At 70.9% G+C, this 15,590-nt stretch carries 14 protein-coding genes; 8 read left to right on the top strand and 6 right to left on the bottom strand.

The features are described from left to right. Positions 1-151 precede the first annotated feature (151 nt). The 4 genes from hutI to hutU are packed head-to-tail and all read left to right on the top strand — an operon-like array spanning position 152 to position 5,470. Positions 152-1,399: an imidazolonepropionase gene (gene hutI, locus I5731_RS06515; RefSeq protein ID WP_197310562.1), complete on the top strand. Its 1,248-nt coding sequence runs from the start codon at positions 152-154 to the stop codon at positions 1,397-1,399. Further along, positions 1,396-2,946: a histidine ammonia-lyase gene (gene hutH, locus I5731_RS06510; protein WP_197310561.1), complete on the top strand. Its 1,551-nt coding sequence runs from the start codon at positions 1,396-1,398 to the stop codon at positions 2,944-2,946. Before hutI ends, hutH begins: the two co-directional genes overlap by 4 nt. Beyond that, complete coding sequence (hutG, locus tag I5731_RS06505) at positions 2,943-3,773, top strand: N-formylglutamate deformylase (protein WP_197310560.1); 831 nt, start codon at positions 2,943-2,945, stop codon at positions 3,771-3,773. The genes hutH and hutG overlap by 4 nt, the downstream gene beginning before the upstream one ends. A gap of 29 nt (positions 3,774-3,802) precedes the next feature. Beyond that, positions 3,803-5,470, top strand: coding sequence for a urocanate hydratase (gene hutU / locus I5731_RS06500; RefSeq protein ID WP_197310559.1), 1,668 nt, complete (start codon positions 3,803-3,805; stop codon positions 5,468-5,470). Positions 5,471-5,492: 22 nt separating this feature from the next. Here hutU and I5731_RS06495 read toward each other — a convergent pair whose 3' ends face one another. The 3 genes from I5731_RS06495 to I5731_RS06485 all read right to left on the bottom strand — a co-directional run bounded on the left by I5731_RS06495 (position 5,493) and on the right by I5731_RS06485 (position 9,462). Then, positions 5,493-6,836 (bottom strand): hypothetical protein, encoded by a 1,344-nt coding sequence (locus I5731_RS06495; protein ID WP_197310558.1) that lies wholly within the window; start codon positions 6,834-6,836, stop codon positions 5,493-5,495. A gap of 38 nt (positions 6,837-6,874) precedes the next feature. Beyond that, positions 6,875-8,593, bottom strand: coding sequence for a S8 family peptidase (locus I5731_RS06490; RefSeq protein ID WP_197310557.1), 1,719 nt, complete (start codon positions 8,591-8,593; stop codon positions 6,875-6,877). Between the two features lie 413 nt (positions 8,594-9,006). Then, positions 9,007-9,462 carry an Rrf2 family transcriptional regulator gene (locus I5731_RS06485; RefSeq protein WP_197310556.1) on the bottom strand — a complete coding sequence of 152 codons (456 nt, stop codon included), beginning with the start codon at positions 9,460-9,462 and terminating at the stop codon, positions 9,007-9,009. Between the two features lie 220 nt (positions 9,463-9,682). Here I5731_RS06485 and I5731_RS06480 point away from each other — a divergent pair, with 220 nt between their 5' ends. Continuing rightward, positions 9,683-10,033, top strand: coding sequence for a MarR family transcriptional regulator (locus I5731_RS06480; protein WP_197310555.1), 351 nt, complete (start codon positions 9,683-9,685; stop codon positions 10,031-10,033). Further along, complete coding sequence (locus tag I5731_RS06475; protein WP_197310554.1) at positions 10,030-10,917, top strand: C40 family peptidase; 888 nt, start codon at positions 10,030-10,032, stop codon at positions 10,915-10,917. Before I5731_RS06480 ends, I5731_RS06475 begins: the two co-directional genes overlap by 4 nt. On the opposite strand, the gene I5731_RS06470 is transcribed toward I5731_RS06475, so the two are convergent. Then, positions 10,911-11,855: a 2-hydroxyacid dehydrogenase gene (locus tag I5731_RS06470; RefSeq protein WP_197310553.1), complete on the bottom strand. Its 945-nt coding sequence runs from the start codon at positions 11,853-11,855 to the stop codon at positions 10,911-10,913. The two genes, I5731_RS06475 and I5731_RS06470, sit on opposite strands and share 7 nt — an antisense overlap. A 200-nt stretch (positions 11,856-12,055) precedes the next feature. On the opposite strand from I5731_RS06470, the gene I5731_RS06465 reads away from it, so the two are divergent. Continuing rightward, entirely contained in the window at positions 12,056-12,580 is a 525-nt protein-coding gene (locus tag I5731_RS06465; protein ID WP_197310552.1) for a peptide deformylase, read from the top strand. 346 nt (positions 12,581-12,926) lie between these two features. Continuing rightward, positions 12,927-13,298 carry a DMT family protein gene (locus tag I5731_RS06460; RefSeq protein WP_407941825.1) on the top strand — a complete coding sequence of 124 codons (372 nt, stop codon included), beginning with the start codon at positions 12,927-12,929 and terminating at the stop codon, positions 13,296-13,298. 8 nt (positions 13,299-13,306) lie between these two features. Here the strand turns inward: I5731_RS06460 and mtnA are convergent, their stop codons facing one another. Both mtnA and I5731_RS06450 read right to left on the bottom strand, forming a co-directional pair. Continuing rightward, positions 13,307-14,437 carry an S-methyl-5-thioribose-1-phosphate isomerase gene (mtnA, locus tag I5731_RS06455; protein ID WP_197310551.1) on the bottom strand — a complete coding sequence of 377 codons (1,131 nt, stop codon included), beginning with the start codon at positions 14,435-14,437 and terminating at the stop codon, positions 13,307-13,309. A gap of 104 nt (positions 14,438-14,541) precedes the next feature. Beyond that, positions 14,542-15,582 (bottom strand): sulfate/molybdate ABC transporter ATP-binding protein, encoded by a 1,041-nt coding sequence (locus I5731_RS06450; RefSeq protein ID WP_197310550.1) that lies wholly within the window; start codon positions 15,580-15,582, stop codon positions 14,542-14,544. Positions 15,583-15,590 lie beyond the last annotated feature (8 nt).

Raw genomic sequence — 15,590 nt, 5'->3', positions numbered from 1 at the left:
TACTGATGGGACGACAGGCCGCGCGCCCATCGTCCCCTCTCCCGCCTGCGGGGGAGGGACAGGGAGGGGGAGGCCCCACGGCACGCCGCCCCTTGCCTCTCGATCCAACTTGTATATACATCCTTGTACAAGATCAACGCCGAGGCCCGCCATGACCGCCGTGCGCATCTTCCGCAACGCCCGCATTGTGACGATGGCGGCCGGCACCGATCTGGAGCCGGTCGCCGGTGCCGTCACCGTGCAGGGCGGCCGGATCGCCCATGTCGGCGCCGAGGCCGACATCCCGGCCGAAATCCGCGCCGGCGCCGAGATCACCGACTGCGGCGGGCGGCTGATGACGCCGGGGCTGATCGACTGCCACACCCATCTCGTGCACGGCGGCGACCGGGCGCGCGAGTTCGAGCTGCGCCTCGACGGCGCGAGCTACGAGGAGATCGCCCGGGCCGGCGGCGGCATCGCCTCGACGGTGCGGGCGACGCGGGCGGCGAGCGCAGCCGACCTCACCGCGAGCGGCCTCGCCCGGCTGGACCGTCTGCTCGCCGAGGGCGTCACCACCGCCGAGGTGAAATCCGGCTACGGCCTCGATGCCGAAACCGAGTTGCGCCTGCTCGCCGTCGCCCGCGGCCTCGGCCGGCACCGCCCGGTGCGGATCGTCACCAGCTACCTCGGCGCGCACGCGCTGCCGCCGGAAGCGACCAATGCTGCGGACCGTGCGGCCTACCTCGATCTCGTCTGCGACGTGCTGATCCCCGCGATCGCCCGGGACGGCCTCGCCGACGCCGTCGACGGTTTCTGCGAGGGCATCGCCTTCTCGCCCGCCGAGATCGACCAGGTGTTCGGCGCCGCGACCGCGCACGGCCTTCCCGTGAAGCTGCATGCCGACCAGCTCTCCAATCTCGGCGGCGCGGCGCTCGCCGCGCGGCATGGGGCGCTCTCCGCCGACCATCTCGAATACACCGACGCAGCGGGGGCCGCCGCCATGGCCGCCGCCGGCACCGTCGCCGTGCTGCTGCCCGGCGCGTTCTACGTGCTGCGCGAGACGCAACTGCCGCCGGTCGCGCTGTTCCGCCGGCACGGCGTTCCGATGGCGGTCGCGACCGACTGCAACCCCGGCACCGCGCCGCTGACCTCGCTGCTCACCGCGATGAACATGGCCGCGACGCTGTTCCGGATGACGGTTGCCGAATGCCTCGCCGGGGTGACGCGCGAGGCGGCGCGGGCGCTCGGGCTCGGCGACGAGATCGGCACGATCGCGCCCGGCAAGGCGGCGGACCTTGCGCTGTGGGACGCCGAACGCCCCTCCGAACTCGTCTACCGCATCGGCTTCAACCCGCTCGCCGCCCGCATCGTCGGCGGCGCGATCGATCCCGCGACCTCACCCTGGAGCCCGTCGCCATGACCACGACCGCCGACATCGTCCTCGTCCCCGGTGCGGTGCCGCTCGGCGACTGGCGCGCGATCTATTTCGGCGCCGGCGCGGTGCTCGATCCCGCCTGCCTGCCGGCGGTCGAGGCGAGCGCCGCGACCGTCGCGGCGATCATCGCGGCGGGGGCGCCGGTCTACGGCATCAACACGGGGTTTGGAAAACTCGCCAGCGTGCGCATCGCCGACGCGGATCTCGCGACACTCCAGCGCAACATCGTGCTGTCGCACGCCGCCGGCGTCGGCGACGCGCTGCCCGTCAACGTCGTGCGGCTCGTCATGGCGCTGAAGCTCGCGAGCCTCGCGCAAGGCGCGTCCGGCATCCGGCCCTCAACGCTGGACCATCTCGGCGCCTGCCTTGCGCGCGGCCTCACGCCGGTGATCCCCGGCCAGGGGTCCGTCGGCGCCTCGGGCGACCTCGCCCCGCTCGCCCATCTCGCGGCGGTGCTGATCGGCACAGGTGAGGCCGAGCTCGGCGGCGAGCGGCTGCCGGCGGCGGCGGCGCTGGCCCGGATCGGCCTGCAACCGATCGAACTCGGTCCGAAGGAAGGGCTCGCCCTCCTCAACGGCACGCAGGTCTCGACCGCCCTCGCCCTCGCCGGCCTGTTCGAGACCGAGCGGGTGTTCGCGGCGGCGCTGGTCACCGGCGCGCTGTCGACCGACGCGGCCAAGGGCTCCGACGGGCCGTTCGACGACCGCATCCAGCAGCTCCGCCGCCATCCCGGCCAGATCGCCGTCGCCGCCGCGCTGCGGCAGCTGATGGCGGGCTCGGCGATCCGCCGGTCGCACCTCGTCGGCGATGCGCGGGTGCAGGATCCCTATTGCCTGCGCTGCCAGCCGCAGGTGATGGGCGCCTGCCTCGACCTCCTGCGCCAGGCGGCCGAGACGCTGGGGCGCGAGGCGAACGCCGTCTCGGACAATCCGCTGGTGTTCCCGGCGACCGGCGAGGTGATCTCGGGCGGCAACTTCCACGCCGAGCCGGTGGCGTTCGCCGCCGACATGATCGCACTGGCGCTCTGCGAGATCGGCTCGATCGCCGAGCGGCGCATCGCCATGCTGGTCGACCCGGCGCTCTCCGGCCTGCCGGCGTTTCTCACGCCGAAGCCGGGCTTGAATTCCGGCTTCATGATCCCGCAGGTGACGGCGGCGGCGCTCGTCTCGGAGAACAAGCAGCGCGCCTACCCGGCGAGCGTCGATTCGATCCCGACCTCCGCCAACCAGGAAGACCACGTCTCGATGGCGACGCACGGCGCCCGCCGGCTGCTCGGCATGGGGGCGAACACCGCCAACGTCATCGGCATCGAGCTGCTCGCCGCCGCCCAGGGCTGCGACTTCCACCAGCCGCTCGCCTCCGGCGCAGCGCTGGAGCGCGTGCGGGCGCTGCTGCGCGCCGAGGTGCCGACGCTCGCCGACGACCGCCATTTTGCGCCCGACATGGCGCGGGCGACGGCCCTCGTCGTTTCCGGTGCCGTGGCGGCCGCCGCCGGCACCGCGGCACTCGCCGGCACGGCGGTGACAATATGACCGGCGCGGCGCCCGGCTGGCTCACCGTCCGGCGCGGCACGGCACCGCTCGTCGTCAGCCTGCCGCACACGGGCACGGAGATCCCGCCCGATATCGTGACCCGCCTCGTTTCGCCGGCGCTGGCGCGCCAGGACACCGACTGGTGGATCGACCGGCTCTATGCTTTCGCGAGCGACCTCGGCGCGACCGTGACCCACACCGCGATCTCGCGCACGGTGATCGACGTCAACCGCGATCCCTCCGGCGTCTCGCTCTATCCGGGCCAGGCGACGACTGGGCTCTGCCCCGTGACCACCTTCGACGGCGAGCCGCTCTATGCCGCCGGTGCCGAACCCGATGCCGGCGAAATCGCGGCGCGGCGGCTCGCGTATTTCGAGCCCTATCACGCGGCGTTGCACGAGGAAGTTCGCCGGCTAAAGACCATGCATCCTTCCGTCGTCGTCTATGATTGCCATTCGATCCGCTCGGTCGTCCCGCGCCTCTTCGAGGGTCCGCTGCCGGAGATGAACCTCGGCACCAATGCGGGCGCGAGCTGTGCGCCGGCCCTCCGCCAGTCCATCGCCGATCTCTGTACCGCGAGCGGCCGCAGCTTCGTCGCCGACGGGCGCTTCAAGGGCGGTTTCATCACCCGCAGCCTCGGCCGCCCGGCGTCGGGCGTGCATGCGGTGCAGATGGAACTCGCCTGCCGCGCCTATCTCCGCGAGCCGCTCGGCGCGGTCACCGAAACGACCTGGCCGGTGCCCTACGACCCGGCGTTCGCCGCGCCGCTCGCCGCCACGCTGCGCGCGATCCTCGTCGCCTGCCTCGCCTTCGCCGCCCGCCCCTGATCCCCGCACCCCTGATGGGAACCGCCGCCATGACCCGTCTCGACAATGCCCGCGTCATCCGCGCCCCGCACGGCAGCACGCTCTCGGCCAAGAGCTGGCTGACGGAAGCGCCGCTGCGCATGCTGATGAACAACCTCGACCCCGACGTCGCCGAAAAGCCCGGCGAACTCGTCGTCTATGGCGGCATCGGCCGGGCGGCGCGCGACTGGGAGAGCTACGACCGTATCGTCGCGGCGCTCCGCGACCTCGAGGGCGACGAGACGCTGCTGGTGCAGTCGGGCAAGCCGGTCGGCGTGTTCCCTACCCATGCCGACGCGCCGCGGGTGCTGATCGCCAATTCCAACCTCGTGCCGCACTGGGCGACGTGGGAGCACTTCAACGAACTCGACGCCAAGGGTCTCGCCATGTACGGCCAGATGACGGCCGGCTCGTGGATCTACATCGGCAGCCAGGGCATCGTGCAGGGCACCTATGAGACCTTCGTCGAGATGGGCCGGCGCCACTATGGCGGCAGCCTCGCCGGGCGCTGGATCCTGACCGCCGGGCTCGGCGGCATGGGCGGGGCGCAGCCGCTCGCCGCCACCATGGCCGGCGCCTCCTGCCTCGCCGTGGAATGCCGGCCGTCGAGCATCGAGTTCCGCCTGCGCACCGGCTATGTCGACGTCGCGGCGAAGGATCTCGGCGACGCCCTTTCGATCATCGACCGCGCGACCGCGGAGAAAAAGCCGGTCTCGGTCGCCCTGCTCGGCAACGCCGCCGACGTGTTCCCGGAACTCGTCCGCCGCGGCGTGCGCCCCGACTGCGTCACCGACCAGACCTCGGCGCACGACCCGATCAACGGCTACCTGCCGCAGGGCTGGACGCTGGCCGAGTGGGAGGACCGCCGCGCCTCCGACCCGGCCGGGGTGACGAAGGCCGCCAAGCAGTCGATGGCGGTGCAGGTGCAGGCGATGCTCGATTTCTGGAACGCAGGGATCCCGACCGTCGACTACGGCAACAACATCCGCCAGATGGCGCTCGAGGCCGGCGTGACTGATGCGTTCGCATTCCCGGGCTTCGTGCCGGCCTATATCCGGCCGCTGTTCTGCCGCGGCGTCGGGCCGTTCCGCTGGGCGGCGCTGTCGGGCGACCCGGAGGACATCTACCGCACCGACGCCAAGGCGAAGGAGCTGCTGCCGGACAACGCGCATCTGCACCGCTGGCTCGACATGGCGCGCGCGCGCATCCGCTTCCAGGGCCTGCCGGCCCGGATCTGCTGGGTCGGCCTGGGCGACCGCCACCGGCTCGGCCTCGCCTTCAACGAGATGGTGGCGAGCGGCGAGCTCAAGGCCCCGGTGGTGATCGGCCGCGACCACCTCGATTCGGGCTCGGTCGCCTCGCCGAACCGCGAGACCGAGGCGATGCGCGACGGCTCCGACGCCGTCTCCGACTGGCCGCTGCTCAACGCCCTGCTCAACTGCGCCTCGGGCGCGACCTGGGTCTCGCTGCACCACGGCGGCGGCGTCGGCATGGGCTTTTCGCAGCACGCCGGCATGGTCATTGTCGCCGACGGCACGCCCGAGGCCGCCGCCCGCATCGGCCGCGTGCTCTGGAACGACCCCGCCACCGGCGTCATGCGCCATGCCGACGCGGGATACGAGGACGCGCTGGACTGCGCGCGGGAGAACGGGCTGAAGCTGCCGGGGATCCTCGGTTAGGGCAGCGGCAGCCCCACTTCGATCAGGTCGCCGCCAGTACGGCGGCGAGAACGCGGCCGCAATCCGCGTTGTCGACGTTGTTGTGGGCGTCGGACTTGTCTGTCTTCACCACGAAGCCGTCGGCGAGCAGGTTGTTGACCTTGCCGGGCGACGGCGCGAAGGCCGCAAGGCCCGCATGCTCCGCCACCATCGTTGCCGGGAGCCCCTGCGCGCCGTTCGCGCCCATCGCACCATAGGCGTCGTTCTTGTCGCCGACCGCATTCGCGACGTCGCGGGAGAGCCGCGATGCCAGCGCATACGCCAGCGTGCAGGCAATGTCGTTATGGGTATGGGTGATGGCGATCGGTCCCTTCGGCCGGCCCCCAACGCTCTTGAACGACCCCGGCGTTCCGTCCGGCGCTTTCGACAGGGCATTGTGGGAGAAAGCGCCCTGGAGCAGCGTCAAGCTGGCAAAGGAGAACTTCGGTGGCACCGGCTCCGGCAACGCGGCCGCAGCGGCCGTCACAAGGCGCGCGCCGAAGCTGTGGCCGACGAGGTGCAGATTGCGCGGGGCCGCCGGCGCGATCGCCGGCAGCACGGTCTTGCCCAGCGCCGTGCCGACAACGCCGGCCCGCTTCTTCATCTCGAAATAGGTCAGCTGGTTGAGGAAACGCGCCACCGCGGCCCGGGCGCCGTTGAAGAGGCCGGAGACCGTATCGCCGAGACCTTGCGCGCTGCCGACGTCGGGATCCACGGCGAAGCTCGGCGGATGGGTGAGGGCAGAGAAGAACAGCGCCGGGTCCGGCGGATCGAGGTATGGCGCAGCGTCGTCGCGCAGCTCGGGATCGGCGTCGGCCTCGGCCATACCGACGGCCGCCGCGCCGCTCCGACGCATCCGATCGCCGCGCTCGCTGGGGATTTCGCCGTCCGCGCGGACCGCGGCGCAATCGGCGAGCAGCTGCTGCACGGCGGGATCGTCGATGTCGACAAACTTGGAGAATTCCGCGACCACCGCGTCGAACGCCGCATCGCCGAGATCGCCGCCGCCTGCACCGTCGGCCGAGAGTGCGCCGCCGCCCGCGGCGTCCGCCAGCGCGATGGCATCGAAGTCAGTCGAGAAGGCTTTGGCCGGCCAGAGCACCCCGATGATGGCGAAATGCTGCGGGTCCGGCCCGCCCGCTGCCGCGACCGTGTTTTGCCAGAGCGTGCCGTAAAGCTTCGTCGCATCGTCTTTCGTGTTCTTCCATCCGTGCGAGATCACGACGACATCCGTGATGGCCGGGCCGGCGATCAGCGCAGCCGCCGCCGCGGCGGCGTCGCTGTCGACCAGATGGCCCTTCTTGTCGAATTCGAGCCAGCAGAATGGCGAACCTGACAGCGTCGTCATGATGCTTCCCCTCCCCCCGTCGGTATGGTCGGTGCGGTTCAGACCGATTGCAGCGCCCGCATCAGATCGATCAGCCCGGCACCCTGGAACTCCGGCCTGCGGCGCAGGTCGGTCGCGCTCTCCATGAAGATCCGCTTCATCCGCTCCGGCCGGCCGCGAAACTCCTTGCGCACCGACATGAAGGCGGCGATGGCGCCGGAGACGTGCGGCGCCGCCATGCTGGTGCCGGACTCCTCGCGGAAGGCGGCGCCGCTCTTGCCGGCGTCCGAGGTCGCGGCGGCGCAGGAAACGATGCGCTCGCCGGGCGCGACCAGGTCGGGCTTCATCCGGCCGTCGGCGGTCGGCCCCTTGGCCGAGAAGAACGACACGCCGTAGGCGTGCGGCATGTCGCGGTGGGTCGCCCCGACGGTGATGGCGAGTTCGGCATTGCCGGGGTCGGCGATGGTGCCGCCATGGGCGGCGCGCTCGGTGCTGCCGGCGTGGGTGACGACGGTGCCGTAGCCGCCGTTGCCGGCGGCGACTACCACGACGACGCCGCTCTTCACCAACCGTTCGACCTCGCCGCAAAGCGGGCTTTGCCCCGCCGCGAACCAGGCGGGATCGAAGGGATAGCCGAGGCTCAGGTTGATGCCATGGATCTTCAGTGTCCGGCCGTAGTCGTTGACCCGGTGCACGTAGCCGAGCGCGGCCATCAGGTGGCTGAGCGCACCGTTCTTGCGCGTCTTCAGCACCTTGAGGCTGAGGAGCTTGCAGCGAGGCGCGATCCCGGACACCGCGAGCTCGAGCGTCGTCGTCTCGTCGCGCGTCGTTTCGCGGCCCTCGGCGTCGATATCGCGGACCTTGCCGACGACACGGTGGCCACCGGGCACGGCGGGCGTTTCGCCGGCGACGATGCCGGCGACGTGGCTGCCGTGACCGTCCTCGTCGACGAGGGCGGCCGCCGCGGCAACGGCATCGTCGGCGTGCAGCCCGGTGAAATCGCGGTGGAGCAGCGTCGCCGGCAGGTCGAGTGTGCCATGCGTCGCGAAGTGCGGGTGACCGCCGTCGATCCCGGTATCGGCGACGGCCCAGACGATGTCCGCCCCCGCCGCCGCGAAAGCCGCGCGGGCGGCATCGCATTTGATGGTGCGCTGCGATTCGTAGACGAAGGTCTCGATAGGCTGGTCACGCCAGACCCGGTGCACGAGCGGCATCAATTCCCGCCGGTCGCCGAAGCCCGCGTGAGCGAGCCTCCAGCGCCTCGCCGACGGCTCGGCCGGTGCGACCCGCAGGCCGGTGATCGCCAAAAGGGCGGCATAGCTCAGGCGGCCGAAGGCGTAGTTCTCCGTCCAGAGCGAGTTGCTGATCTGGAGGCTGTCATCGGCGTCGAAGCACCGCATGATCTCGTCGAGATCGACCTCCGCCAGCGCCGCCGTGATCGGCATGATCGTCAGCCGGTCCATCAGCCGCTGGTCGATTTCCGGAAGCTGGAGGCCGGCGTGCAGCTGGCGGCGCTGGAAGCCCTCGAGCAACAGTCGTCGCGCCGTGCCGACGCCGCCGGGAAAGCCGGTATTGAATTCGATGACCACGTCGAAGCGGGCGTCGGCGACGCTCTCGGAGGCTGAAAGGAACCGGCCGTCGCCGCCGCGCCGCCGCCCGTCGCCCGACCCCGGCGCCCGCCTCTCCTTGATCACCGCCCGAAGATCGGCGGCGAGTGGCGAGCGGGCGAGGGAATCGGAAATATCCTCGCCGGCGTTCGGGTCCGCCTTGTCAGCCATGACCAGACCTCCCGCCGGCGATGCACCGGCCGCTGCACGCAAATGGCCACCGGCATCCCGCGGCGACGGCACCCCCTCCGATCCATTGGAACCGGCGGCGGCCGGCAACCGGTCTGGCAGGTATTCTTATGGGCCGGCGGACTGCGGGAGGACGAGTTCGGGAAAAAATCGGCGCGCAAAGGCCGCGCCACGACGCGCGACCGGAAAAAATCCCTCAAAAGTTGCAGAAATATGCGCGCGTGCGTCCGGATTGGCAAGAGCGCCGGCGACCATGAAGCTGATATCGGGCAAAGCGCCCTGACAGGCCGGCGAACACGCGCGCGATCATGCCCGACGATGCGTGGAACGAGGCCCGACAATCGGGCTCGGCGTCACAACAACCGGGAAGCCGGGCAACCCCGCGCCGCCCCGCCTCAGTTGACGGTCGCGAACTCGGCGGGGAGGCGGAGGAGGAAGCGGATGTCGGGGCGGGATTCGGAGAGGTCGGCGATGGTCTTGGTGTCGAGAACGCCGAGGAAGGCGGCGAGGGCCTGGTGCAGGATCTGGTTGTAGTCGCAGGCCGAGATCAGCGGGCAATCCTTCTTCGCTTCATCGAAGCAGTCGGTCAGGATGAAGCTTTCTTCCGTCACCCGGACGACCTGGCCGACGGTGATCTCGCTCGCGGGCTTCGCCAGCAGCACACCGCCCTTGCGGCCGCGCACCGTCTCGACGAAACCGCCGTCGACGAGCACCTTCAGGATCTTGAAGAGGTGCAGCTCGGAAATGCCGAACGTCGACGCGACGTCACCCACCTTCGCCGGCCGGCCCGGGGAGGCGGCGCAGTAGATGAGGAGGCGAATGGCGTAGTTGGTCTGCTGGGTGAGGCGCATCGCCGGAATATGGGATTCTCCGCAGCCGCCGTCAATGCACGCCCGCGTGTAGTTTGGAACGGTTCGAAGAAAATTCGTCTCTCGCCGGTGATTTCGTCGCAAGGGGCAAAAACCGGCGGATGAAAACGGCTCCGAAACGAAATAGGTCTATGGTGCAGGCGTTCCCGCGCCGGCATGGGCCGCGCCGGCCCTCCGCCCGTCCGGGACGCTGGAAAGACCGATGCCGATCGAGATTCGCCCCAGCCAGGCCCTGAAACTCTGGCACGACGTGACGCTCGACCTCGTGCGCTCGGATACGCCCGACCTGACGGCGCGGCAGATCACCATCCTGCTCACCGTCTACCTCGAGCCGCCGCCGCATACGGTGCGCGGCCTCGCCGAGAAACTCGGCGTCACCAAGCCGGCGATCACCCGCGCCCTCGACACCATGGGGCACCAGGGGCTGGTCGCCCGGCGACGCGACGAGAAGGACCGGCGCAACGTCATCATCCAGCGCACCGTCGACGGCGCGCTGACCGTGGAACGCATCGGCGACCTGATCGTCGCCCGCGCGAAGGACCTGCCGCGATGACCACGCACGACCGCCGCCTGACCCCCGCCCGGCCCGATCTCGCCGCGGCCCATCTCGAAGGCGTCGTCGCCGCCCCGCGCTATGTCGCCGGCACGCCGCGCCGCGTCGTCGCCGCCGTCGCCGACCTTGGCCCGCAGCCGCGCCCGGACACCGGCATCGACACGCAGCTGCTCTGCGGCGAGACGTTCACCGTCTACGACGAGACGCCGGAAGGCTGGGCGTGGGGCCAGTCCGGCACCGACGGCTATGTCGGCTGGACCTCCGGCGAGGCGCTGGGCAGCCCCGGCCCGGCGCCGACGCACCGGCTGGCCGCCCTGCGCAGCTTCGTCTACCCCGGTCCGGACCTGCGCCTGCCGCGCAGCGACTGCCTCAGCCTCGGCAGCCGCGTCACCGTCACCGGCACCGCGACGACGCGCGGGACGGACTACGCCCTGCTCGTCGCCGGCGGCGCGATGGTGCTGGCGCATCTCGTGGCCGTGGACGCGCCGCCGGCGGAGGACTACGTCGCCGTCGCCGAGCGCTTCGTCGGCACGCCGTATCTTTGGGGCGGGCGCTCGGGCTTCGGCATCGACTGCTCGGGCCTCGTGCAGCTCAGCCTCGCCGAGGCGGGCATCGAAGCGCCGCGCGACAGCGACCTGCAGGCGGCAGGCCTCGGCGAGGCGGTCGGCGACGGCAGCGCCGACCCGTCGGGCTTTCGCCGCGGCGACCTGCTGTTCTGGAAGGGCCACGTCGGCATCGTCGCCGGCGCGGACACGCTGCTGCACGCCAGCGGCTTCCACATGACCGTCGTCGCCGAGCCGCTGCGCGCCGCGCTCGCCCGGATCGAGGCCGCCGGCACGCCGCTCGCCGGGGTGCGGCGGCCGGTGACGACGCCGGGTCAGTAGCCGCGGGCGCGGTCGACGAGGTTCTGCAGCGGCTCGCCGCGCTCATGGGCGGCGATCTGGCCGGCGACGTAGCGCGACAGGGCGCGCGGATCGCTTTCGGCGGCGATGTGCGGCGTGATGATCACCCGCTCGTCGGCCCAGAGCGGGCTCGTCTCCGGCAGCGGCTCGGTGGCGAAGACGTCGAGACTGGCGCCGATCAGGGTGCCGTCACCGATGGCGGCGACGATATCCGCCTCGACCTGCAGCCCGCCGCGGCCGGCGTTGATGAGCACCGGGCCGCCGAGGGCGCAGTCCCGCGCGAGGCGCTCGAACAGCGGCCGGCCGAGGATGCCGCGGGTTTCGGGGGTCAGCGGCAGCAGCACGACGAGGATGTCGGTGCGGCCGAGGAAGTCGCCGAGGCCGGCTTCGCCCGAGAACACCGGAAAGCCGGTGGCGTCCGCCGGCGGGGTCCGGCTCCATCCGGCGACGTCGAAGCCGATCGCGGCGAGGGTGCGCGCCGCCGCGCGGCCGAGCACGCCGAAGCCCATGATGCCGACGCGCACGTCGGTCGCCGTCGGATAGGGATGCTGCGCCCAGCGCCGCTCGCGCTGCTGGCGGTCGTAGGTGCGCTGGGCGCGCAGGTGCATCAGCGCCTGCAGCACGACCCAGTCGGTCATGCGGCGGGTGAGATCGGGGTCGACGATGCGCACCAGCGGCAGGTCCGGCAAGGTCGGGTCGCCGAGGAGGTGGTCGACGCCGGCGCCCAGCGAGAAGATCACCTCGAGGTTCGGCAGGCCGGCGAGCAGGCCGGCCGGCGGCTTCCAGGCGAGCGCATAGCGGATCGCCGCCGGGTCGCCGAGTTCGGGTGCGACCACGACGGCCCGCTCCGGATCGGCCTCGCGATACGCCGCCACCCAGTGCTCCGGCGACCAGCCGGCGACCGCGAACAGAACCGTCATCGGCGTCGCCCTCCCCATTTTCGCCGCGGCGCGGCAACCTGCCGTCTCTGGTGGACGGCGGGGCGGAAAAGGTCAATCCGCATCCGATTGGTAAGCCCGGAACCGCCACGCCGGCTGCGACCGCGACCTGCATCGGGAACAATGCGGAAGCCCAGAAATCCGCCGTTGACCGGCCGCGGGGCAATGGCTATTTCAGCGCGATGACCATTCGCCCGCTCGTCATCCTGCCCGATCCCCTGCTCCGCCGCGTCTGCGATCCCGTCGCCGTGGTCGACGACGAGGTGCGCGCGCTCGCCGACGACATGCTGGAGACGATGTACGATGCCCCCGGCATCGGCCTCGCCGCCTGCCAGATCGGCGTGATGCGCCGCGTCGTGGTGCTCGACATCGCGCGGGAAGAGGACGAGCCGGCGCCGATGGTGCTGGTCAATCCGGAGATCGTCTGGTCGTCGGACGAACTCAGCACCTATCAGGAAGGCTGCCTGTCGATCCCCGACTTCTACGAGGACGTCGAGCGCCCTGCCGCGGTGCGCGTGCGCTTCCTCGACCGGAACGGCGCGGCGCAGGAGATCGAGGCGGACGGCCTGCTCGCGACCTGCGTGCAGCACGAGGTCGATCACCTCGACGGCGTGCTGTTCATCGATCACATCTCGAAGCTGAAGCGCGACCGCGTGGTGCGCAAGTTCGCGAAAGCCGCCAAGGAAGCGAGCCGCACGCCGGCCTGAGGTATTGGTCCAATTGCGGGGGCCGGCGCACCCGGCCTCGCCGTTCGAGACGACCCTTCGGGTCTCCTCAGGATGAGGCCTCCGATATTTACCCTTTCATTTCAATCGCTTGCCCTTTTCCCTCATCCTGAGGAAGGCGCGAAGCGCCTGTCTCGAAGGGCGAGGGAAAAGCCGGGGCCTCTGCCATTCAGGTCCTTGTGAGCCTGCTTCCAGGATGCTGGCCGTCACTGGCCCGCCCCGACGGACAGATGGTTCGGCAGTGACACGAGGCAGCGCCCCGCTGCATTTGCCGGCCGACGCGGTCTGCGCTAGTGACGGGGACCCTCCCCTGCCGCGGACATTCCCGATGCTGTCGACGCTCACCGGTCCTGCCATCCTGCCGATCCTGCTGCTCTGCGCCTCCAACATCTTCATGACGCTCGCCTGGTACGGGCACCTGAAATTCACCAGCCAGCCGCTGTGGATCGTGATCTTCGCGAGCTGGGGCATCGCCTTCGTCGAATATTGCTTCGCGGTGCCGGCGAACCGCTACGGCTACGGCGTCTATTCCGCGGCCGAACTGAAGACGATCCAGGAAGTCATCACGCTCACGGTGTTCGCCGCCTTCTCGGTGATCTACCTCAAGGAGGCGCTGACCTGGAACCACCTGATCGGCTTCGCCTTCATCGCGATCGGCGCCGGCTTCATCTTCAAGGGCCCGATCGGGGCGGGGCATTGACCCGCTGATCACCCCACCGTCAGCGCCCCCTGCAGCGCAATCGGGTTCGCCCGCTCGGGAAACGCCTCGGCGATGGCGTCGCGGTTAGGGGCGATGACGCCGCGTTCGGTGACGAGGCCGCTGACGAGGCGGGCCGGGGTCACGTCGAAGGCGTAGTTGGCGACCGGCGAGCCTTCGGGCACGATCTTCACCGTGTCGATGAAGCCGGCGGCGTTGAGGCCGGTGATGCGGGCGACCTCGTCGCCGGAACGCTCCTCGATCGGGATTTCGGCGAGGCCGTCGGCGATGGTGAAGTCGATCGTCGGCGAGGGCAGCGCGACGTAGAACGGCACGCCGTTGTCGTGCGCGGCAAGCGCCTTCAGATAGGTGCCGATCTTGTTGCAGACGTCGCCGGTGGCGGTGGTGCGGTCGGTGCCGACGATGACCATGTCGACCATGCCGTGCTGCATCAGGTGGCCGCCGGTGTTGTCGGGGATCACCGTGTGCGGCACGCCGTGGCCGCGCATTTCCCAGGCGGTGAGCGAGGCGCCCTGGTTGCGCGGGCGGGTCTCGTCGACCCAGACGTGGACCGGGATGCCGGCGTCGTGCGCCATGTAGATCGGCGCGGTCGCGGTGCCCCAGTCGACGGTGGCGAGCCAGCCGGCGTTGCAGTGGGTGAGGATGTTGATGCGCTCGCCCTCGGGCTTCAGGTCGGCGATGCGGCGGATCAGTTCGAGGCCGTGCCGGCCGATGGCGCGGTTGATCTCGACGTCCTCGTCGCAGATCTCCGCGGCGCGGGCATAGGCGACCTGCTCGCGGTCGGCCGGGCGGTTGCGGGTCAGCGCGGTGGTCATCTCGTCGAGCGCCCAGCGCAGGTTGACCGCGGTCGGGCGGGTGGCGAGCAGCAACTGGTAGGCGGCGGCGAGGTTGTCCTCGTTGGGATCGGCGCGGGCGGCGAGCGCCATGCCGTAGGCGGCCGTCGCGCCGATCAGCGGGGCGCCGCGCACCTGCATGTCACGGATGGCGCGGGCCGCGTCGTCGACGTCGCCGAGGCGCAGCGTCTCGAAACGGTGCGGGAAGCGGCTCTGGTCGATGATGCGCACCGACCAGCCGTCGTCGTCGAGCCAGATCGTGCGATAGGGTACGCCGTCAACCTTCATGCCCCAGCCTCCGCTCCGCCATGCCGGCGGTCCGAACAGGCGTATCGGACCCCGGCGCGACGGATCAACCGGAAAGCGGCGCAGACGTTCCCGCAGTGCAACGATCAGGCGGCGGGAAAGATGCCCGCCTCGCGGATTGCGACCCCGACCGGCTGCTTCAGGGCGACCTCGACACCGGCACCGTAGTCGGCCTCGATGCGGATGGCGCCGGCGCCGAGCGCCACTTCCGCGCGGCGGCGGGCGCCGGCCCGGCGCAGGATCTCGACCTGCGCCGGCAGCAGGCCGTCGGCCGGCGGGGCGAGGCTGACGTTCTCGGGGCGCACGAACAGCGTGGCGCGGCCGTCGCGCACGCCCTGGGCGGGGAGGTCGAGGCGGTTGCCCTCGAACAGCACCGCGCCGCCCGACACCTCGACCGGCACCCGGAAGGCCTCGCCGATGAAGTCGTAGACGAAGGGCGTCGCCGGGCGGTCGTAGATGTCGTCGGGGGTACCGAGCTGCTCGATGCGGCCCTGGCTCATCACCACGACGCGATCGGCGAGTTCCATCGCCTCGTCCTGGTCGTGGGTGACGAAGACGGTGGTGTGGCCGGTGCGGTCGTGCAGTTCGCGCAGCCAGCGGCGCAGATCCTTGCGCACGCGGGCGTCGAGCGCGCCGAACGGCTCGTCGAGCAGCAGCACCTTCGGCTCGATCGCGAGCGCGCGGGCGAGCGCGATGCGCTGGCGCTGGCCGCCGGAGAGCTGCGCCGGAAAGCGCTTGCCATATTCGGGCAGTTGCACGAGGTCGAGCAGCGTCTCGACCTTCTTGCGGATCTCCGCCTCGCCAGGCCGGGTCGCCGAGGGGCGCACGCGCAGACCGAAGGCGATGTTGTCGTAGACCGTCATGTGCCGGAACAGGGCGTAGTGCTGGAACACGAAGCCGACGTTGCGCTCCTGCACGCTGCGGTGCGAGGCGTCGTCGGGGCCGAAGAACACCTGGCCGCGGGTCGGGAACTCGAGCCCGGCGATGATGCGCAGCAGCGTCGTCTTGCCCGAGCCGGAGGGCCCGAGCAGGGCGATCAGTTCGCCGGAGCGGATGGTGAGGTCGACGCCGTGGAGGGCGGCGGTGGCGCCGAAGTCCTTGGCGATGTCGCGGATGTCGAGTTGCATGATGATGA

The sequence above is a fragment of the Methylobrevis albus genome, from assembly GCF_015904235.1.
Classification (GTDB): Bacteria; Pseudomonadota; Alphaproteobacteria; order Rhizobiales; family Pleomorphomonadaceae; genus Methylobrevis_A; species Methylobrevis_A albus.
Note: the sequence above shows the minus strand (reverse complement) of the source record. Positions and strands in the feature narration are given on the sequence as shown.